General features: G+C 28.7%; 17 protein-coding genes. 3 read left to right on the top strand and 14 right to left on the bottom strand.

The features are described from left to right. Positions 1-100: 100 nt before the first annotated feature. From DAD81_RS19880 to DAD81_RS19855, 6 genes are all read right to left on the bottom strand, one after another. Complete coding sequence (locus DAD81_RS19880; RefSeq protein WP_111710101.1) at positions 101-1,627, bottom strand: Dabb family protein; 1,527 nt, start codon at positions 1,625-1,627, stop codon at positions 101-103. 26 nt (positions 1,628-1,653) lie between these two features. Continuing rightward, complete coding sequence (locus DAD81_RS19875; RefSeq protein WP_111710099.1) at positions 1,654-2,142, bottom strand: GlcG/HbpS family heme-binding protein; 489 nt, start codon at positions 2,140-2,142, stop codon at positions 1,654-1,656. 81 nt (positions 2,143-2,223) lie between these two features. Continuing rightward, positions 2,224-2,796: a Crp/Fnr family transcriptional regulator gene (locus DAD81_RS19870; protein ID WP_111710097.1), complete on the bottom strand. Its 573-nt coding sequence runs from the start codon at positions 2,794-2,796 to the stop codon at positions 2,224-2,226. Between the two features lie 249 nt (positions 2,797-3,045). Next, the gene (locus DAD81_RS19865; protein ID WP_111710095.1) at positions 3,046-3,408 is read right to left on the bottom strand and encodes a DUF6326 family protein; all 363 of its coding nucleotides are present in this window, start codon (positions 3,406-3,408) and stop codon (positions 3,046-3,048) included. A gap of 23 nt (positions 3,409-3,431) precedes the next feature. Further along, positions 3,432-3,797: a hypothetical protein gene (locus DAD81_RS20930; protein ID WP_218939741.1), complete on the bottom strand. Its 366-nt coding sequence runs from the start codon at positions 3,795-3,797 to the stop codon at positions 3,432-3,434. Positions 3,798-4,144: 347 nt separating this feature from the next. Then, positions 4,145-4,717, bottom strand: coding sequence for a Crp/Fnr family transcriptional regulator (locus DAD81_RS19855; RefSeq protein WP_111710093.1), 573 nt, complete (start codon positions 4,715-4,717; stop codon positions 4,145-4,147). A gap of 617 nt (positions 4,718-5,334) precedes the next feature. Between DAD81_RS19855 and rfbD the strand changes: the two genes are divergently transcribed. Continuing rightward, complete coding sequence (rfbD, locus tag DAD81_RS20925; protein WP_218939740.1) at positions 5,335-7,365, top strand: dTDP-4-dehydrorhamnose reductase; 2,031 nt, start codon at positions 5,335-5,337, stop codon at positions 7,363-7,365. A gap of 295 nt (positions 7,366-7,660) precedes the next feature. On the opposite strand, the gene DAD81_RS19840 is transcribed toward rfbD, so the two are convergent. Beyond that, positions 7,661-9,748 carry an acylase gene (locus DAD81_RS19840; protein ID WP_111710091.1) on the bottom strand — a complete coding sequence of 696 codons (2,088 nt, stop codon included), beginning with the start codon at positions 9,746-9,748 and terminating at the stop codon, positions 7,661-7,663. 793 nt (positions 9,749-10,541) lie between these two features. Here DAD81_RS19840 and DAD81_RS19835 point away from each other — a divergent pair. Then, positions 10,542-12,878: a tetratricopeptide repeat-containing sensor histidine kinase gene (locus tag DAD81_RS19835; protein ID WP_111710089.1), complete on the top strand. Its 2,337-nt coding sequence runs from the start codon at positions 10,542-10,544 to the stop codon at positions 12,876-12,878. 159 nt (positions 12,879-13,037) lie between these two features. Here DAD81_RS19835 and rsgA read toward each other — a convergent pair whose 3' ends face one another. The 7 genes from rsgA to DAD81_RS19800 form a co-directional block, all read right to left on the bottom strand. Next, positions 13,038-14,102 carry a ribosome small subunit-dependent GTPase A gene (gene rsgA, locus DAD81_RS19830; RefSeq protein WP_111710087.1) on the bottom strand — a complete coding sequence of 355 codons (1,065 nt, stop codon included), beginning with the start codon at positions 14,100-14,102 and terminating at the stop codon, positions 13,038-13,040. Positions 14,103-14,381: 279 nt separating this feature from the next. Continuing rightward, a complete protein-coding gene (locus DAD81_RS19825) occupies positions 14,382-15,374 on the bottom strand; it encodes a phosphotransferase (RefSeq protein WP_111710085.1) in 993 nt (330 codons plus the stop codon). 147 nt (positions 15,375-15,521) lie between these two features. After that, positions 15,522-16,271, bottom strand: a complete 750-nt coding sequence (locus tag DAD81_RS19820) for a zinc-dependent peptidase (RefSeq protein WP_394340175.1) — start codon at positions 16,269-16,271, stop codon at positions 15,522-15,524. Positions 16,272-16,468: 197 nt separating this feature from the next. After that, entirely contained in the window at positions 16,469-17,314 is an 846-nt protein-coding gene (locus DAD81_RS19815; protein WP_111710083.1) for a hypothetical protein, read from the bottom strand. A gap of 61 nt (positions 17,315-17,375) precedes the next feature. Then, positions 17,376-18,125, bottom strand: coding sequence for a S1 family peptidase (locus tag DAD81_RS19810; RefSeq protein WP_111710081.1), 750 nt, complete (start codon positions 18,123-18,125; stop codon positions 17,376-17,378). A 162-nt stretch (positions 18,126-18,287) separates the two neighbouring features. Beyond that, positions 18,288-18,983 (bottom strand): CPBP family glutamic-type intramembrane protease, encoded by a 696-nt coding sequence (locus DAD81_RS19805; protein ID WP_157961203.1) that lies wholly within the window; start codon positions 18,981-18,983, stop codon positions 18,288-18,290. A gap of 145 nt (positions 18,984-19,128) precedes the next feature. Further along, positions 19,129-20,151: a hypothetical protein gene (locus DAD81_RS19800; RefSeq protein ID WP_179950084.1), complete on the bottom strand. Its 1,023-nt coding sequence runs from the start codon at positions 20,149-20,151 to the stop codon at positions 19,129-19,131. A 551-nt stretch (positions 20,152-20,702) separates the two neighbouring features. Between DAD81_RS19800 and DAD81_RS21100 the strand changes: the two genes are divergently transcribed. Then, positions 20,703-20,790: hypothetical protein (locus DAD81_RS21100; RefSeq protein WP_262511278.1), on the top strand; the 88-nt coding region annotated here is incomplete at its 3' end.

Raw genomic sequence — 20,790 nt, 5'->3', positions numbered from 1 at the left:
CATTTAATTTAAGAAAAGTTATTTTTTTCCTTAAATTAAATGCTATGTTCAATTATGTTGTCTTTTTTTAGAACTAGTTCGTTCTTTATTTTATTTAGTGTTAATTATTTGGTGTCCAGTAATCCATAACAAAAACATCTTCTATTATTGGGCCTATTTTACTTACTAAATCTAAATGCGCTTTATGAAATAGGTAAACTTCCCTAGCGTGTTCATTTTTAAATGTTATAGTAAAGCAATGAGTAAAACCTTTGCTAACACCTTCTGCACTGTCATTTATTCCCCATTCAATATTTGCAATTTCTGGAATTTCATTCTTAAGATTTACAAAAGCTTTTTCTGCTTCAATAATTTGTTTTTCGGTAGCATCGGCTTTATATTTTAGGTTTACCATGTGCCTTAATGTTTTTCCGTTTCTATTTATTTTAGGAGAAATTTTGTAGCTAACTACCTTTTTAAAATCAAATCTGTTAGAGCCTGCAATAAGGAAGTTGTCTTCACCTATTTTATGAGATTTTAAACCGTAATAAATAGAAAAACCAGTTTCTAGATAATTTATTGGACTTAAAATTCCATCTTCATTTAATTTGCATAGTTGAATACTAGCATCGTCTCTTGTACCAACAGCTAAAATAGCTTCGTTGTTATCTGTAGAAACTACTTCAATTCTTGTTTGTCCTTTTAATTTTGTGCTTTCATCATCTTTTAAAACAAAGTGAGGAACTAAAGCACCTTTATTATTTACTTTAAAAACACTTACACCATCGCCGTGGTATACAAAGTTAGGTCTTTTAATAAAACCATTTCTTTTGTAATATTTATGATGTCTGTGACCTACAACAACATATTTATTATCACCTAAAGTTACACCAGTTACTGGGTATGCACCAGTTAAATATCTATCTGTAGTATTATCACTTATATTATTAATGTTTTTAAACTTCCCGTTATCGTAAACTCTAAAACTACTTACACCATTATCTTGAAAACCGCTTGTATATAAAAAGGTTTTACCTTTAACTACGTGAGTAAACATACCAATAATACCATCTGTATGTATTTTGTTGGTATCTTTCATAGACTGAACATGGGTAAGTTTACCATCATCTTGTATCTTAAAACTGCTTAACCCTGGAGTTTCTTCTAAACCACCAATAAATAAATATGACGATTTTTTCATATGTATAACCTGTAAAGTAATAGCAGTACCAAGGTAGGTTTTATCTGTATCTTCAACCAAAGAAACAAGTTCAAGAGATCCAGAGTTTAAAATTTTAAATGTTTCAATAACATTTCCGTGTTTGTTAGCTACAAATAAATAGTCTGTGCCATTAATATTATCAGCAACCATTCCTCTAGCAGGACCTTTTTGCATATAAAGTTCATGATTACTTATTGGAGTTAGTATACCATCTTTATTTAAGCTGTAAACATCAACTTTCCCTGCACCTCCAACAAATACAAAATGAGACCCATTTTTGTTGTAACTTGTAATAGACACGGTATTGGTTCCAGTTATGTTTTGGAAATTTTTTCTATAAAGCATTAAATCATCAGAAACTTGAGCTAAACAAATTTGAGATAAAAATAATATGCTAATTAGAATATAACGTTGTAAAGTATTCATGATTTTAATATTTTTAGTTTAATGAATTATTCAATAATTGATTTTGCACCAGCAATAGCAATAGTTCTGTCTTGTTCTATTGTGCCACCACTTACACCTATAGCCCCAATAATTTTACCATCTTTATTTCTAATAGGTACGCCACCAGGGAAACTAATTAGGCCTCCGTTTGAATGTTCTATATTGTAAATGATACCTCCAGGTTGTGTTAATTCGCCCAATTTCCCCGTATCCATATTAAAATACCTTGCTGTTTTGGCTTTTTTAATGGCTACATCAATACTCCCTAAAAAGGATTCGTCCATTCTAATAAATGCCTTTAAATTTGCTCCTGCATCTACCACAGCAATGTTAACTAATACATTTGAAACTTCAGCTTTTTTCTTTGCTTTTAAAAGGACGGTAAAAGCTTCATCATGTGTAATATCATAAGTGTTTTGTGTATATGCTGAATTAGATAATAAGATTAGCGCAAATGGAATGATAAAAATTTTAAATTGCTTAAGTAACTTCATAATTTTATTTATAATTAATAACGCAAAAATTACAAACTTTTATGAGAGAATAGTTGAACAAGTTCAATAAATAGAAAAGAATTAATTATTTTTCTTGATTTTACTCAGAAATTCATGTGTTATTCCCAGATAGCTAGCAACTTGTTTGTCTGTAAGTTTAGACACTATGTTAGGGTAGGTGTTTGTAAAATATAAGTAACGTTCTTTTGCCGTTTGACATTGATTACTTATTAGGCGACGTTGCCATGCAACTATTGCTTTTTGAGACATTATTCTAAATAACTTCTCTACAATTGGCGTAGATTCGTAAAGTGCAAGTTTATCCGCTTTGTTAATAAGAAGCACTTTACTATCTTCTAAAGCTTGCATATTTAAATTAGATGGCTTTCTATTCATAAAACTATCAATATCCATTAACCACCAATCTTTAGTAGCAAAGTAAAGTGTATTTTCATTACCTTTTTTATCTATTGTAAATACTCTAAAACAACCGTTCAGCACAAAACCTTCAAATTTGCAAATACTACCTTGAGTTAATAAAAACTCTTTTTTTTTAAGTACTTGAGGTTTAAAATAGCTACTAATAGTTTCTAGTTCAGTATTAGAAAGTTGTACGTGTTTTTGTATGTTTTTCTTTAGTGAATTGTATATCATTAATTGTTTGGCCCTTAAATATGTATTGCAACAATTTATAGTTGTGATTTAGTTGCGCAATTAAGCCCGTAATTTAGTAAATAAAACATTTACTAGAAAATACTTTTAGGAATTTTACAGGTAGGAGAGAAGTAGGCTGAAAGTTATAAATAGTATTATAAGATTTATTATTTTATTTAAATGAATTAGACCATTTTACATTAGTATTTAAATTGTTTCCAGTTAGGGTATTAAGAAAGGCAATTAATTTTAATTATCTCTCCATTTCCAAGCTGTTGATATTATTACAAACAAAGTAATAACTTCTATAGCAGCGCAAATAATATAATGAGGAGCTAAACTACCGCCACCAATAACAAATAGTAAAGTTATTAAACCCGCAATAATATTTAAAATACGATTTATTTTATAGTTTAATGATTTAGAAAAATAGATCATTAATATTGGGATATTTGTAAGAATAGCTGCAATTGCCATTGTTGTTGTAACCTCACCAATAATATCGAGCGTATTTTTATTTACAAGTTCAACCATTATTGATAAAATGTCTGCAAATAATAAATTAAATAGAACAATAATCCATAATGTAGATAATTTTGTTTTTGTATCCATATATAATATGTTTTAATTAGAATTTAAAAATTATATCCGAAATGAAGCCCTGGTTCTCCAAAAAATAATTTAGAATGTTTGGTGTCTAGTTGTTTAAATGATTCAGGCATTTTAGTGTGATATGGTCTGTGAGTAATTGCAATAGAAGGTTCTATAAAAAACTTATCTTTAAAAAGTTTAATATGATAACCCAATCTGTATGTGTTAAAAACCTGAAAACCATTGTCTATTTTATTTCCTTTATCATTAACAAACGATTGCCAAGCATTCATAACGTGAACAGCAGAATATAAACCTTTCCACCAATAATGTTGATAAGCAATTGCAAAACCTTTCTCTCTTAATATAACCAGGGAATTTTTCTTCAGAGGCATTAAATGATTTTCCATAAGGCAAGCCTAAAGGTTTGTAGTATTTCCACGTTTTAATTTCTAACGAAACCACATTTTTACCAGTTAGCCGATAGCCTATATTTAATTGCATAAAATCAGGCTTTTCGTCTGGAAACAAATTACCTAACATAGCAAAAGTACTCCCAATAAAACATTTTGTATAAGTATTGTCAGATTTTTCATATTGTGCATGTAACTGAAAACTGACAGCGCAAATAAGAATAAGGATAAGAGTGTTTTTTTTAGTTTGCATTTTATAACAGATTAAGTTCAACGCAAAACTAAATGTAGTTCCATCAATTTTTCGTTCGCTTAAGTTAATAAATGAAGGAACAAAAAGATTTTTATTTTTCCGAAAGCCTTTTTCTTATTCTACTTAATGATTGTGGAGTAAGACCAAGATAACTGGCTATTTGGTATTGAGGAACTCTTTGAAGTAAATTAGGTCTGTTATTTACTAAATATAAATATCTGTCTTCTGGACTAGCCATTCTATAATTTGTAAATGATTCTTGTTGTTGCGCCATTATCACTTCACCAATAATTCTGCAAACAGACTCAAATTGAGGGTGTTTTAAAAACATTTCTGCTTCAAATTCTGATGAACCAATGTTTACTGTGCAATCCTCTATACATTCCAAATAATGATCTGTGGGAATTTTTTTACCATAATTTTTAGGAGTAATTGGTTGTCCTTCAGTATAAAATTCAAGCGTCTTTTCTTCGCCATCTTCAATTAAATAACTTCTAAGACAACCTTTTAAAACAAAAAAACTTTCGTTTGAAATACTATTCTCATTTAAAATAATAGTTCCTTTTTTATACATCCTAATATTAGAACTTTCAATAACAACTTTTTTAAGTTCTTCTGATAGAGGCATATGGCTTGTTATATATTTAACTAATTCATTTTTCATTTCATTAAAATTATATGGTTTTTTTCAATCCACAACATAAACAATATTTTTAAGACAAGAAAAGGAGGGATTGATAATAGTGTTTAATTTTGTTGTGACTTGTTGTTATAGGTATCTTAATTGAAATCAATGTTTAAATTAGTGCTTTTGTTATGAAAGGATAAAAGGAACAATGAGTTAAACTTAATAGTTAGTTTGCTTTTTTGTTATTCAGATAAAATGCAATCAAAAGTTCAAGAAATACAATCATAATATGATTAATAAGTAGAGAAGATGTTTACTTAATTTATTTTAGTTATGAGTTTTCACCTATTTTTTTTGAAAAAAATTAATTGTTTTTTGTATATTTATTACGAAGTAAACGAGTTTGTCTATTTAATATTGTGTTAATTAAAAAAATGTTAGGTTTTTAATCATCTTTTACTATATTTGATCCATCTTGCTAGTTAAATTAATATAGATGTAATTAAAATTATTAGTTTCTATATAAATTTACATGAAATACTTCATTTAGATATGTTTCTGATCTTTCCCCCCGATGATCAGGTTATTTTTCTTGCAACTACTGCAATTGAAAAATAACATTAAAAAAAAATTGAGAAAATAGGAAATAAAATATGACGAAAAATATTCTTATTACGGGATGTAATGGCCAGTTGGGAAGAGAACTTAAAGAACTTGTAATTAAACAAGATGATATCTTTTCTACTTTGAATTTTCACTTTACAAATAGAGATTCTTTAGATATTACCAACTTGGTAAAACTTAGAGAGTATGTTGAATCTAAAAAAATTGATTCTATAGTAAATTGTGCAGCGTATACCGCAGTTGATGATGCAGAAAAAAATCATGAACTTGCATATCTTATTAATACTGAAGCAGTAAAAAACATGGCTGAATTGTCTTTGGAAAAAGAAATTAGGCTTATCCATATTTCTACTGATTATGTTTTTGAAGATAATAAACAAGCACCCATTAAGGAAGAAGATAGTACTGATCCTCAAAGTATATATGCTAAGTCAAAATTAGCAGGAGAAGAAGCGATTGAACGTGTTAATCCTCCAAATTCAATTATTATACGTACATCCTGGCTATATAGTCCTTTTGGGACTAACTTTGTAAATACAATGTTAAAACTTGGAAAAACTAAAAGAGAGTTGGATGTTGTATGTGATCAGCTTGGTACTCCCACTTATACAAAAGATCTTGCAATAGTAATTTTAAAAATATTAAATAAAGATATAGAATTATCTAAGTCTGTAACAGTATATAATTATAGTAATGAAGGAAGTTGTTCCATGTATGATTTTGCTCAAGCTATATTTGAACTTGAAAATATTAAATGTAAAGTAAACCCTATTTTAACGCAAGATTATCCTACTCCTTCAAAGCGTCCAGCATACAGCGTATTAAGTAAGGAGAAGATTAAAAAAGATTTCAATATTCAAATACCTTACTGGAGAGAATCTCTTAAAGATTGTCTTGATATCATAAATATAGGTATACCTAAAACCTTTAAGATAGGTATTATTGGTTCTGGTTTTATTGGTGGTGGTTTGGCAAAGTTATTGGCAGAACACAAAGACTATGACATTTCTGGTGTATTAACACGTTCAGACCTCAGTAAACGTAATGATTTTGCACAACATAATAAGCTAACAAATTCATTGCAAGATCTAATTGAATCTTCAGATTTAATTGTAGAATGTAGTGGAGATGCTATTTATGCTACGGAGAGTATAGATAGTATTTTAAAAGCTTCTATACCTGTGGTTACAATGAATTCTGAATTTCACGTAACAACAGGCTCTTACTTTGTTGATAAAGGGTTAGTGACTGAAGCAGAAGGTGATCAACCAGGTGTTTTAGCTATTTTAAGTGAAGAAGCTCTTCAGATGGGATTTAAGCCGTTGGTTTATGCGAATATTAAAGGCTTTTTAAATGAAAATCCAACAATAGAAGATATGACATATTGGGGGAATAAATCTAACCTGAGTCTTCCAATGGTTACATCATTTACTGATGGTACAAAGGTAGAGATAGAGCAGGTTTTAGTCGCAAATGGTTTAGGAGCAGGGCTTATTCAAGAAGGATTAGTAAAACTTTCCAGTGATGATATGCTTGAAGGTGGAACTATACTTGCGGATAAGGCAAAAGAACTTGGGTACCCTGTTAGTGATTATTTGCTTTCATCAAAGTTACCTGCAGGTGTTTTTCTTATGGTAGAGCATGATAAAGACCAACAAGCTTCTTTAAAATATTATAAACTAGGAGATGGTCCATATTATGTATTAGAGCGTACTTACCATCTTTGTCATTTTGAAATTATAAAAACTATTAGACGTGTATTAGATGGTGGAGGTGTATTGTTAAATAATGGTGGAAATCCTAAATTTAGTGTAGCTGCTGTCGCAAAACGTGATCTTAAAGTTGGAGAGAAAATTGAAAAAGGTATAGGTAGTTTTGAAGTAAGAGGAACAGCTATTGAAATTGTTAATGACTTGTCTCATGTTCCTATTGGACTGCTTGCAAACGCAACTTTTATAAAAGATGTTAAAGAGGGAGATAAAGTTAGATTTAGCGATATAGATATACCAGAAAGTTTGGCTTTAAAAGTTTGGCAAAAAATAATTGATAAAATTAAATAATACTAGAATACATTTAATTAATTTGTGTTTTTCTGAATTTTGTTCCGTGAAATTTATTATTAATTTAATAGCATTCAGCAAGTTGAAAATAATTTAGAATTATGTAAATTCATAAAACTGGTTGACTTAAAATTAAACACATTTAGTTAACTATGTGCACAAAAATAAATTCACCCTATCTAAAAAAACATACAAAAAAGGTACTTTCAAGTACAAATTATACATTATTGACCAAATTCAGAATTATCAAATTACTGCCCATGTTATGGTTAAACAACTAGGGCAGTAGTGAGTTCTATTTCTTTTCACGAAATCCATTTTCAGTTATCACCTCAATTCGAGCAGTATTTGATTCAACTTCCGCTTTTGTAAACCAAGCATTACGCAATTCTTTTTTAGAAAATAATTCTAACTGATCACCATTATGAGGCGAATCTTTTTGTGTAGCATTTCCATAGGATAATAGAACTTTTGCTTTAACTGAATCACCAAATTCAATAATACCAACCCAAGAATCGCCACCTCCAACATACATGTTGTTTTCATCACTTGCACCTGGCCATGCAACACGAAAAACACCCAGAGAGCCATCAATACCATTTGCAGGCAGGTTTATACCATTATAATTTATTCTGTAATAATCTCCCCAAGAGGTATTTAAACTGCCAAATTTGGTTTCGATTTCCGTAGCTGCTTGTTCCAAAAAATGAACTGCTTGTTTGGGATTTGCTAGACCATCTGGGGTTGTGTTTGGCTTATTAATACTCCATTGTTCAGAATAATTGGAGTTGTTCTTTACATTAAATTTTTTAGCCCAATTGTAAAATAAAAGCATGCCTTTACTGTCTGCATTAGCTTCTCTATCCCAATTTTCCAATATCATTTTAGCTTCTTTTGCTTTTTCTGAATCTGAAGCATCAACAGCAGTAAACAAATCATCTAAAATTCTATCCGCAAATTCAAGGCGTGTTGAGAGCTTGTATTCTACAAGTTCGTTAAAAGTGATGGATTCATCTTCTATAAGCATTCTTGCAGCACGCTGAGGTCTAAAGGGCATGTATTTTGGAGCCATATAACCAGGGAAATCAGCAGGTTTTAAGGTTATTGGTATGGTGCAGGTCCATGGCGGGTCATTGGCATTTTGAAGCCATCCACCATCAGGGTTTTTTATTTTTGGCAAGTCGGCATAATCATGAATTTCTGTCCATATATCTGACTTTTTTCCACCAGGAATAATACGGTTCCAATAATCCCACTCATCAGTACTTCGTTTAGGAACCAAGCCATTAAACAAATAGAAAATTTCGCCTTGCTTATCTGCATACATCACATTCCAAAAAGGAATTTGCGCCATTTTTAAAGCATCTTCAAATTCAGTAAAAGTAGAACTGTTAATCATTCGCCACCATTGTAAAACCATATTTGGCCTATCTAAGCCAACCATACGCAAGGCCAATACCTTATTAGCTGTTTTGTTTACAACTGGACCATGAACCGTTTTCATTAATGGAATTTTTTTATCTACCATTGTACCATCCTCTTGCTTTATTCTGATAATTTTTGATGAAACTATAAATTCTTTTCGTTCGCCATCCAAAATATAGCCTCCGTCCTTAAGTTCTAATTCATATGTATCTGCATTGTCTATGGTATTATTGGTATGGCTCCAGCCAAGGTTTTCATTAAAACCAATTGCAATACCGGGGAAGCCAACAAGAGTTGAACCGTACATGTTTTTTCCGTTTAAATTTAAATGTGACTCAAAGAACAAAAATTCTTTCCACCATGGTAAATGCGGGTTTTGAACCAACATAGCATTACCAGAAGCCGAACGTTTAGGCGCTATAGCAATAGTATTAGAACCCATATCTGGCCATTTTTGAACACGTCCCAAATCATTTCCACCAATAAAACGAGTAAATACAACATACATAATATGCATGCTCAAATCCTTAGTGGTTAGTGGTAGTACAATTTTATTTTTTTCGGATATAGTCTCAGGATGAGCCACAGCATAGGCATTCATTCCATTAATGAAAGAATTATAGATGGTTTTGGTTTCTGGGTCTTGCTTTTTTTCCCATTCATCTGCTAATTCGTTAAAACCTAGAGTATGAATGAGCATATCATTTTTTATTTTCTCCTTTCCCCAATATTCAGCACCCATTCCTCTAGAACTCCCATACATTTCTAATATAAGATTGCCATGATTATGCATTTGGGTCCACCCTTGAGCAAAGAACAATTCTTGGGTAGTTGCTGCCGTAATATGTGGAACGCCCCAAGTATCCCAAGCAATTTCAGTTGCTGTTTTTTTAGGTTGGGCGCATAAAGTACTTAAAAAAGAAACTGCAATAAGAGTGAAAAGAAGATTAATTTTCATGTTTATTTATTTAGTAGTTGGTTTTGTTTTTCAAAATAAAGGTTAATGAGTTTTTAAAGTGTTAATTGTGTTTGTTAAATAACTAATTTAGTAAATAATTATTAATCAACATAATACGATGTAATTTTTCTGAATGTGCTAAAACTAGCAATTAAAATTGTACCGTGTTATTGTTGTAATATTTCTCCTTAAATATGAATCTTTTTACCTGTTTATTTTATTATAATTGAAACACATTGGATTTTACTTTTATATCAGAAAATGTATATTATTTCGGCTAGTTTTGGAATAAAAATCATTGAAAAAATAAAAAATGTAGCTGCAATTAAGCATTTATGTTTTCTATTTTTTGTTATTAATTATTTAGAAATGAACTTTAGGTTTACCTATAAGTTTTTATCTTTTATAAATTATAACGGCTATGTGTAAGATGCTTAAAGTTTTTTGAAAAATTCACTTGTTAAAACAATTCAAACCTTTAAGATCGTACTAAATTATGTTTTATGATGCATTGTTACAAATAGGCTATTTTAAATTACTTTACTCGTTAAGTTGTTACTATTTAAGCCTAGAAGGACTTACGAATTTGATTTAGGGTTGAGAATTTTAATTTCTATTAGGGGAAAATGAGTTAGAAGATAAATATTTTGTTTGTATAGCTCTCTTTACAAGGTGGTTGTAGTGCTTTTATTTTTTTTTGCTGTTTATGATTAAGAGGCTTATTTAGAATCAATATTTAAAACAATAATAGTAAATTGCTAGTAAATTAAAGTTATTAAAAAGTAATGTCTTTATGTTAAAGTATACCCCTCTTATTTTTGTTATTCTTATTTTTAAATTCTTAGTTGTTTTTGCTCAAACATCAAAAATTGACAGCCTTGAAAACGTACTTCAACAGCATACAGAAATAGATTCAAGTAGAGTTAATCTGTTAAATAATTTTGCAGAGGTAACACTTGAAATAGATCAGAATAAAAGCATAAATTTTGCTGAAGAAGCATTAGAACTTTCCAGTAAGCTTAATTTCAAAAAAGGTAAAGCAGAGAGTTTATATTTATCGGGTTTAGGTAATTATAATAAATCTGATTTTAAGAAAAGTCTTGATTACTTTCAAAAAAGTATGGACATGTTTGAAATTCTGGGTAATAAAAACAGGAAATCAGGCTGTTTGAAATATATTGGAAAATCATATTTCAAACAAGGAAATTATCTTTTGTCACTTGAATTTCACGAAAAAGCATTAAAAATTAATGAAGAAATTGGTAATAAACAAGAAATGGCAGAATGTTTAAAATATATTGGAATAATATATGAAAAACTAGGGAACTATACTTTGTCACTTGAACACTATCTAAAGGCTTTAGAAATTAATGAAGAAATAAGTAATGAACAAGGGAAAGCAAATTGTTTACAGAATATTGGAGTATTATATCATATACAAGGAAATTATCCTTTGGCACTCGAATATTACCAAAAATCATTAATAATCAATGGTGATAAGGGTTCTAAGCAACAAAAAGCAAATTGTTTGAATAATATTGGTGGGATATATTATAATCAAGAAAATTATACTTCGGCCCTTACTTATTATCAAAAATCATTGAAAATATGTAAAAAAATTGGTTATGAAGAAGGGGAAGCACGGGGTTTAAATAATTGTGGAGAAGTTTATAGAGAACAGGATAACTTTTCATTGGCTCTTCTCAATTATCAAAAATCATTAAAAATTAAAGAAAAAATTGGAGATGAAAATGGAATAGCAAGAACCATGAATAATATTGGTACAATATATTATAAGCAAGCTAACTATACCCTAGCTCTTGATTATTACCAAAAAGCATTGAAAAGGAGTAAAGAAATTAATGATAAGTTACTTGTTTTAGATTCTTATGCTAACCTAGGGACATTTTATCTGGGAACGCTAAATTTTAAGAAAGCATTAGATTATACTCAAAAAAGTTTTGTGATTTCTAAAGAACTAGAACATTTAAATCAGCAAAAACGTTTGTATTTACAAACTTCTAAAATATATAAAGCCACAAAAAACTATAAAAAGAGTTTAGAAAATTATATTCTATATAAAGAATTAAATGATAGTATTTTTAATGAAAAAAACATAAAAAAAATTACAGGTCTTGAATTTAAATATGAATTCGAAAAAGAAAAAAAAGCCATTGAGGTAGAACAACAGAAGAAGGATGTTATTACTGCAGAAAAATTAAAACGTCAAAAAATATTGAATATCGCATTTATATTGGGATTTATTTTAATGGCTAGTTTTGTAATGGTTATTCTAAGAAGTTTTTTTCAAAAACGTAAAGCAAACGCTATCCTTACAAAACAAAAATCACAAATTGAAGCAACAAATAAGGAGTTGATTTTACAAAAGGAAGAAATACAAAACTTTGCATTTGAGCTAGAAAAAGCAAATAAAACTAAAGATAAATTTTTCTCGATAATTGCACACGATTTAAAAAACCCTTTCAATGCATTGCTCGGTTTTTCAGATCTTTTATTAGAAAATCATAGAACAATTGAAGAAGAAGAAAGAGAATCTTATATAAAGATTATTAATGAGAGTTCAATAAAAACATACAAGTTATTAGAAAATTTACTTACTTGGGCACAGTCTCAAACAGGTAAAATAAAATTTACATCAGAAAAAATCAATACATCAATATTATTAACGGAAACTATATCATTGTTAGAAGAATCTGCAGGAAATAAAGAAATAAAGCTAATGTTAAATGCAGAAAAGGATTTATGGTTAAAAGCTGATAAAAATATGATAGATACAGTAATAAGAAATTTAGTTTCTAATGCAATTAAATTCACGCCTAAAGGAGGTGTTGTTATTGTAAAATCGGAAACAATAATTGATGAAAACAATCAAAAATTTGCTGAAATTTCAGTAAAAGATAATGGAGTTGGTATTCCACACGAAATACAATCTAAGTTATTTAAAATAACAGAGAATGTTTCAACAAAAGGAACTGAAGAAGAGGAAGGTACAGGATTAGGTTTAATACTATGTAAAGAGTTTATAGAAATGCATAATGGGCAAATTTGGGTTGAAAGCGATGTTGATAAGGGCTGTAAATTTGTATTCAGAATTCCTCTGTTTAGTTAATTTCAAAAGAAAGAGTACTTATAATTAATTTACCATATTTGCTGTTTTAACTTGTAAAAATTGAAATAATCTTATTTCAATGTATGAATTTAATCATTTTTAGAGTTAGTATTATTCTATTTTATTAAATGAAATAATTTTAGATATACATTGTTGTTTTTAGTATTTATCTTGGTTTCTTTGTTTTTTGAAATTTTTAATCATTTTACCAAAATTTTTATCTTTCTTTTTTCGTTCTTCTAAACTAGATTCAAAAAAATCTTTTTCACGTTCCATTTTTAGAAAATTTAAATAGGAATCAGTGTCAATTTCTCCCTTTTCAACTGCTTTTAAAATTGCACAATTTTTTTCATTTGTATGTGTACAATCATTAAATTTACATTTATGAGATAGCTCTAAAATTTCATCAAATGTTATTTCTAATCCAGCAGTTGAATTTGTAATTCCAACTTCTCTCATTCCAGGATTGTCAATTAAAATTCCATTTTCAGTAACTATTAATTCTCTGTGCGTAGTAATATGCTTTCCTCTATTTATACTTTCACTAATTTCTCCTGTTATCATTAATTTTTCACCAACTAGGTTGTTAATAAGCGTTGATTTTCCAACTCCTGAAGAACCTAATAAACAATATGTTTTACCTTTTTTTAATTTGGATTTTATTTTGTTTAACCCTATTTGAGATTGGTTGCTTATTGCAATAATTGAAATGCCTTTTATTCTTTTATTTATGTTCTCTAATATTATATCTAATTCTGATTTTTCAATTAAGTCAATTTTACTTAAAACAATAATAGGTTCAATTTTAGAAGCATGACATATTGTTAAATAACGTTCTATTCTGTTTATATTAAAATCTCTATTAACAGATTGAACAATTAATGCATAATCAATATTTGTGGCAATTATTTGAGTTTGCCCTAATTTACCAACAGCTTTTCTTTCAAGAACAGAATGTCTTGGATAAACCGAATGTATTAAAGCTTTATTTTCATCATATTCAGAAATGGCAACCCAATCACCAACAGCGGGTAAATCGTTTTTAGAATTGGCTGTAAATCTTAAATTACCAATAAGTTCAGAATCATATTCGGTATTTTTAGTTTTAACTATATATCTATCCTTATGTTCTAAAATTACTCTACCAATTTCAAAAGAATCTAAACCTTGCTCTTTTCTATATTTTTCTAATTCAGCTTTATATCCTAAATCTTCAAAAGTCATTGTTCTTTTTTGTGTAAGATTAGTTGTGTGGTTTAAGTACTAAAGTTAACAAATAAATTATAGATAAAAAATCCTAGTAAACTTTTCGAGTACAGATAGCACCAAGTAATTAATTAAGCTCTTCTTAAATATATAAGTAATTAAATTTAAGAATTAGAAAGAATAAAATAGAGGAATAAAATTATTAAATTACAGAAAATGGGAAGCAATGATTCTTTAACTCCTCATTTTCTGTAATGATTTTTATCATGTGTATTTGTTATAGCAAAACGTGTTTCATTATAAGATTTTACCCACAGTTATTTCTTTTGTCTCATAGTAATCAATCCAAGACTTTATTCTACCAACAAACATTTTAAGATAGTTTTCACTTAAAAAGATATTTGACCAATCAAATCTTTGAGTTTGTATTCCCAGATAAAAAACAAAAACAGAAGCTCCTGCTTTTGGTATTAACTGAAGTTCTTTATCTGATAATTTCCTGATGTTTTGATAGCCGTTTAGAAAACTTTGAAGTTTTAATTCATATTGTTTTTTGTCTAACTCTATAAAGAATAATTGTTTGCAAAAATATGCAACGTCTAAAATTTGCCATCCATTTCCACAAAAATCAAAGTCGAAAATTGTAATGTCGTTTTCATTCTTAATGGCCATATTATCATACCAAATATCCATATGTACAACTCCGTTTGGGATGCTGTTAAAATTAGAATTGTGAAAAGATTTTCCAATTTCTTTAATGAATTCCATTTCGGGTAACTTTTCTGAAAAGAATTGTTTTAAATTTTCATAAGGTAATTCAATAAGAGATTTTTTGTTATAAGAAACCCGATCAATATTTTTATTTAAAGTAAGGTCATGAATTTTAGCCATTAATGAACCAATAGAGAAACAAGTTTCTTGGTCTATAAATCTGATTTTTCCGCCTTCAGCAAATGAAAAAAGTACTACGTATCTTGTTCCTTCAGGTGCATTTATTTTTTGGATCAACTCTCCATTTTTATCTTGAATAGGAAAAGAAATGCTTAGATTATTCTTTTTTAACAGCTTTAAAAGTTTTAACTCTTCAGTAATTTCAGATTTTGACCTCCAATTATAACTATAAACTCTTATAACATATTTTGTTTTGTTATCAGAAAGGAAATAAGTGTGATTCATTCCGGTTCTAAATAGTTTACAATTAAAATTTTTGTTCAATTGATATTTGTCTTTTATAAATTCGCCCAATTCTTTCGCTGAAAGTGTTGAAGTTGTAACTGGAAATACGGTCATTTTTTTTAATGGTTACTAATGATTATGTGTGAAATTTGTGCGACTAGAAAATAAGAGATTTTTAGGACAATGTAAATCGGTTATTGAAAGTTTGTTATTTTAACGAGTTCAAATTTAAGCTTAAATTTTATGAATTGTTAGGCACAGTTAGATATCACTAATCGATTTTATAATTGGGTTCAATTTCTTTCTTGGATCTTGTTTAAGTAATTTAACCATACTTAAGTATAGTTTAGGTTCATTCTTTTCAAAATATTCAGGTTTCTCAAAAAATGCTTCAAGTGAAACTGAAAAAAACTCTATAAGGTTGGTTCCTGCATAATCTCTTAAAACTTTATTTTTATTTAATTTAATCTTTTGAAATTTGTATTCTGCTTGTTTTTTCCACTGGTCAAAATTTTTCTCTTTAAATATTTTAGATAAATATGATCTTGTTGAGTTTTCAAAAATTAAACAATGTCCAAATTCGTGAATAGATAAGTTCATAGCGTCATCAGGTATTTTAAATCCTTTTTCTATTGCTGGCCAAGACATATTTATTTTTTTTGTATACAAGTTGACATCTCCATCAAAAAGGGTCTTATTGTTTTTATAAGAGTAGGATCTTGGAGTAATAAAAATGTTATTGAATTTGTCGAGTGTGTTAATCTTTAATCCAAATGTAATCTGAACAAAAGCACTTGAAATAATTATTTTCATTTTGTTATTCAATGAAAATTGAGGTTCAGAATTAAAATTAGTTGTCCAAATAAATATAAGAGTTCTAATTCTAAAAATGTTTTTATTATTTTCAGAGAGATTTTTATAGTAAAAGTTAGTTGTTACAAGTACATTATGACATTCTAACTTGCTCTTTTGTTTAAAAAAGGCACTAATTAGTTTATATTTTATATTCAAATTTTGGAGCTTTATTGTGCCTAATGGTTTGTGAAAGAATAGTAAAGGATATAAAAGGAATAAACTTTCATAGTATCTTTTTATTCAATGTTTTTTAAAATCTAAATATCTGTAACGGTTTAAACTAAGGGAAATAACGGTTCGTAAACCGTAATTTCCAGATGTGATTTTTTTAGACATTGTTAGGTGAAATAATTTTAATTTACAGAATATCCAATCATAAAAAGTGCAGATTCAAGAGCTCTGATTGGACTTGATTCATTTTGAAATTTAGAATTATCTGAAATCTCTTTTAATAACCAATTTGCATATATATTATTCTTAATATGTTTTTTATCATTATTAGTTAAAACAGGAAATTTATACTTTTCATTGCTTGGGTTTCTTCTGTTTATGGGACCTTTATCATTTTTGGTAGGTCTTGCGTTACCGTAAGCAAAATTTAGCTCATCTGGTATTCTTGCAATATTTTTTTCTGTTAGAAATGATTTAATTAAAAGTCCTAATGCTGCACCAACTCTACTATCATAAATCACAAAATTATTTATTAATAACGAATATATTTTAGTAAATCCAGAATTCATATTTATTCCTGAAAAGTCATCTTTAGTATTAACAGTTTCAGGGTTTAATCTTTTAATTGAATCCTTGTAGTAATTTGTGATATTCTCTTCCATACCTTTTAACTTATCGTAGTTTGATCTCTTTACGCCTCCCCATTCTAAAATGGATGAAGAATACTCAAGTAAATTCTTTTGATTATTTTCTTGAATAGAGTATTTCATTCCTTTTTCGATAATTTCTAATGCATCTTTACTCTCTATAAATGTGTTTCCACTAATTTTTCCTTTGTTAGGTATAACACAATTGAACCTCCATTTATATTTTTCAAAAGCATTAAATATTGAATTACATTTCCATGAAGATTTATCTCGACTGTTTATGTAATCGTGATTGAATTCCACTTTTCCAGAAATTCTTGGAATTAACCAATCTATAAATTCTTTTACAATTTCTTGCTCTAAATATTCTTGTTTATTCATTAAGTTTTTTGTTTAACTGTTTTTTTAAGATTTGTATTATTGTAGCAAATTGTTGTATTGGCTATTTGTTGTATTTTATATTATATTTATCAAATAATTGTGTAAGGTATTTTACTGAACCAATTACGCCCAAATTACCTTCTGCACCAGATACAATTCCAACTAAATACCCATTTGAATCTATTACAGGAGAACCACTTCTGCCAACAGGATTAGTGTTTTTAGTTTCAGTTAAGATATAGTAATAATTTCCTAAATTTTTGTGCATTTTCATTTTTATTAATGATGGAAATTTTGAAGTTTGTTCATATCCCCAACCTACGGAATAAACAAATTCTCCTTTTTTAAGAGGTGTTGTTCTTATTTTTAAAGGATAAATATTATTATTGGTTTGGCTAATTTTAAAAATAATCCAATCTCTATTTTTTAAAGTGTTAAACTCTCCAATAGGTTCATTATTATTCTCATTTATTAATAGACTTAATTGAACATTTTTTTCAGTTTGCCCTTTAGGATACATACTCCAGCTTATAAAATCCTTACCTAAATTAATAGTATTTAAATTATGATTCTTAAAAATCATAAAAAGGTGTTTACAAGAAACGGCAATTGTATCATAACCAGTATCAACTATAAATGAATTTGCAATATTTTGGTAAATTGTATCTGTAAACTTAATTGTATTTGTTAACGCAAAATTTGGCCATTGAGAAGTTGTTTTTTTAATCCAAGGTTCTTTAACAATGATTTTTTCTTGGTTTTCACAACTTATAAATATTAAGATTAAAAATAAGTAATAGTAATTTCTCATTTTAAATATTTTTCCAAGCTTACAGTCCGCAGTTTATGGTATGGAAAGTCACCTTTTTGAAACCGTAATTTCCCAACTTTTAAAGTTAATATTTTTTTATTTTAGAAACATTCTATTTAATAGAATTAAGCAATTTTTTTTACGCATTGTTGTAGCAATTTTTTAATCTGCAAATAACAGTGGAAATGCAAACAAAGCATTGTTTAATATGTGTAAACAAATAGTCAAGATTATTCCTGATTTCAACCGTGCATAACTATAAATTAATCCAGCTAAAAAATGTGGAAGCATTATTATTGGAATATAAAGTAAAGTAGAAAAATCCAAATCGTAATTAGTCGAATGAAAAAGAGCAAAACTCAAAAGCAAAAAATAAAAAATAACCAATCGATTATTTTTCCAGAATTCCGCCAATATATCGAGAATTTTATTGTTCAATATTAATCCTAATGTTAAAGTCGTCATAGCCACAATTAATAAGGACGTATTCCAGTCTAATTGGATGATTAGTTTCAAAATAGAGTATGTAATTCCAGCAAACAACATAAGAATGTTACGTTTGGAAAATTTCAGACCAAGTCTAAATGTCAGTTCTTCGAAAATTGGGGCTAATAATGCACCTAGAAAGAATTTTTGAATTCCAGAGTACCTGTCGAATTTAAAGTCATTAGAAATTACAGGAAGCGTAATTGTATCTGATAAATTAATCAAAAGGGTCAGACCCAAATACAGAATTTTGACCAGAAACAAAAACAAAAACAATTTTATTAAAAAACGAATTGAGTCCTTAAGAGTTCGTTTTTCTTCTTTAACAAATCCATTTTTACTTAAAATCCATAAGTTCTTTAGTGTGCTCAAGGTTTTTTCAAATTTGCTACAACGAGTTTTTATAAGTTTTGTACGACTGGAAAATCGGAGATTTTTCGGTGGTAGCAAATCTTATGTTTAATGGTTGTCGTTAATATTTAGTTTAAATTTAAGCATAAATTTTAGGAGGTGTTAGCTACAGGTATTTTTTCTTTAGTTGTTCAATAATCCCTTTGTATGCTTGCTCAAATTCCATCTTTTCATTAAGTAAATATTTATTCAAATAGTCATAAACAATTCTCGAATTTTTCGGTTGATGACTGATTTCATATTCCCCGACTTTTGAGCCATAATTTAGTTCCAATATTTTAGCGGCTATTCCACGAACTATAATCTCGTCAATGTCATTGAATTGTTCCTTAAACTTTTCTTGATTTATCAATGAGTCAAGTTCTTTGTCATAGTATTTTTTATATAATTTATCTGTATAGATATGACTGTTTTCGTGAATTACTATTAATCTGTAAGTATCATTCCAATTGAGTGTTAATGGTTTAAACTTGTCATTAGGTTCATCACATAAATAGGCAATGATAAATGTTCTTTCATTCTTTGGATTGTTTGCGAATGTTACGGCTTTACTTGTAATTCGATTTAATGGATCAAACAGTATTTTAAGATTTGTTTTTTTATCTGTTCTATAAAATTCATTCAGTTTTTGAGTAATTTTGTTAGATTTTAAAGAATCTATAAACGTGGTGTAATTCACGTTGTAGTTATTTTTAAAATCAATTGTTTTTTTAAAGTCAATAAGAAGAGCTGAGAGCGAATCAAGATTTTCCGCATACCAACCGTATTGCTTAGATAACTCATTAATATTTAGGCTATCTTTTGGTTTTAGATTTTCGTGAAGACATAATGCAAGTGCTGGCAAATCCGCTTTCCAAATATCTCCATTTCCAATTTTTTGAACTAATGGATGATTCCTATATTTTTTGTAAGGTTCAAAATTTGTTTTATAAAAGTTCGTTTTACAAGGTCTTAAATTCACATCAAGACTGTCTTCAAGTGCTAAAAAATAAGCAACTCTAAATAATTCTACTCTGTCATCGATTGATACCGAAATAGTATTTTCATTCGTGTCAATTTGTGGTTTTTCTTGTTTACAACCAATTAGACAAAAACCTAAAATTATCAATATGTACGGGATTTTTTTCATACTTGTAGCCAACGGGTTTTGGTATGTTTTGTTGCGTGTTTCAAGCAACTAATTTAGTAAATATTTACCGACCAAGAAAGTTCGCGAGAACTTTCGTAAGTAAGAGAGAAGCCAGCAATAAATTATATGCGATGTGTGTGCCCAGCAAGGGCATCTTTAATTTACTGAAAGGTAAATAATTAATCTATAGGGTGCAAGTCGCTTATGGGCAAGGGTAACGCTTTAAACCATTAGTAAGTCGCAAGGTTGCTAGTTGCGAAACTAAGACTGAAGGAAGCGAGACTGCAAAACTCGGTACTGACGAACAGGAATCGTATATGAGGCATATAAACTTGGGTAAGTAAGCACATCATTGCAACGCCCAACGAATATCAAAAGGGTTTATATGTAGATACGGCAGTTATTGAGAGAAAGAAGATGTCATTACCTGGGGAGGTCTCTGTAATTACGAGTTGATATAGCAGAGAAGTCAGCATAAGTCATAGTAGTTAGGAACCTGAGTTAGTTTTGAGGAGCGTATTCTACGGATCAATCAGTTAATTTGAGGTTGGATTAATTACTTTAAACTAGCATCTATTCAAAGTAAACTTAAAAAGTTAGAAGAATGGTTGCGTAACCGTCTTAGGTATTTTATTTGGC

It is taken from the genome of Lutibacter citreus, assembly GCF_003260195.1.
Taxonomy (GTDB): Bacteria; Bacteroidota; Bacteroidia; order Flavobacteriales; family Flavobacteriaceae; genus Lutibacter; species Lutibacter citreus.
Note: the sequence above shows the minus strand (reverse complement) of the source record. Positions and strands in the feature narration are given on the sequence as shown.

Coding starts and splice junctions, on each gene's coding strand:
- DAD81_RS19880 (WP_111710101.1), bottom strand. CDS start 1,627: ATGAATACTTTACAACGTTATATTCTAATTAGCATATTATTTTTATCT.
- DAD81_RS19875 (WP_111710099.1), bottom strand. CDS start 2,142: ATGAAGTTACTTAAGCAATTTAAAATTTTTATCATTCCATTTGCGCTA.
- DAD81_RS19870 (WP_111710097.1), bottom strand. CDS start 2,796: ATGATATACAATTCACTAAAGAAAAACATACAAAAACACGTACAACTT.
- DAD81_RS19865 (WP_111710095.1), bottom strand. CDS start 3,408: ATGGATACAAAAACAAAATTATCTACATTATGGATTATTGTTCTATTT.
- DAD81_RS20930 (WP_218939741.1), bottom strand. CDS start 3,797: ATGGAAAATCATTTAATGCCTCTGAAGAAAAATTCCCTGGTTATATTA.
- DAD81_RS19855 (WP_111710093.1), bottom strand. CDS start 4,717: ATGAAAAATGAATTAGTTAAATATATAACAAGCCATATGCCTCTATCA.
- rfbD (WP_218939740.1), top strand. CDS start 5,335: ATGACGAAAAATATTCTTATTACGGGATGTAATGGCCAGTTGGGAAGA.
- DAD81_RS19840 (WP_111710091.1), bottom strand. CDS start 9,748: ATGAAAATTAATCTTCTTTTCACTCTTATTGCAGTTTCTTTTTTAAGT.
- DAD81_RS19835 (WP_111710089.1), top strand. CDS start 10,542: ATGTTAAAGTATACCCCTCTTATTTTTGTTATTCTTATTTTTAAATTC.
- rsgA (WP_111710087.1), bottom strand. CDS start 14,102: ATGACTTTTGAAGATTTAGGATATAAAGCTGAATTAGAAAAATATAGA.
- DAD81_RS19825 (WP_111710085.1), bottom strand. CDS start 15,374: ATGACCGTATTTCCAGTTACAACTTCAACACTTTCAGCGAAAGAATTG.
- DAD81_RS19815 (WP_111710083.1), bottom strand. CDS start 17,314: ATGAATAAACAAGAATATTTAGAGCAAGAAATTGTAAAAGAATTTATA.
- DAD81_RS19810 (WP_111710081.1), bottom strand. CDS start 18,125: ATGAGAAATTACTATTACTTATTTTTAATCTTAATATTTATAAGTTGT.
- DAD81_RS19800 (WP_179950084.1), bottom strand. CDS start 20,151: ATGAAAAAAATCCCGTACATATTGATAATTTTAGGTTTTTGTCTAATT.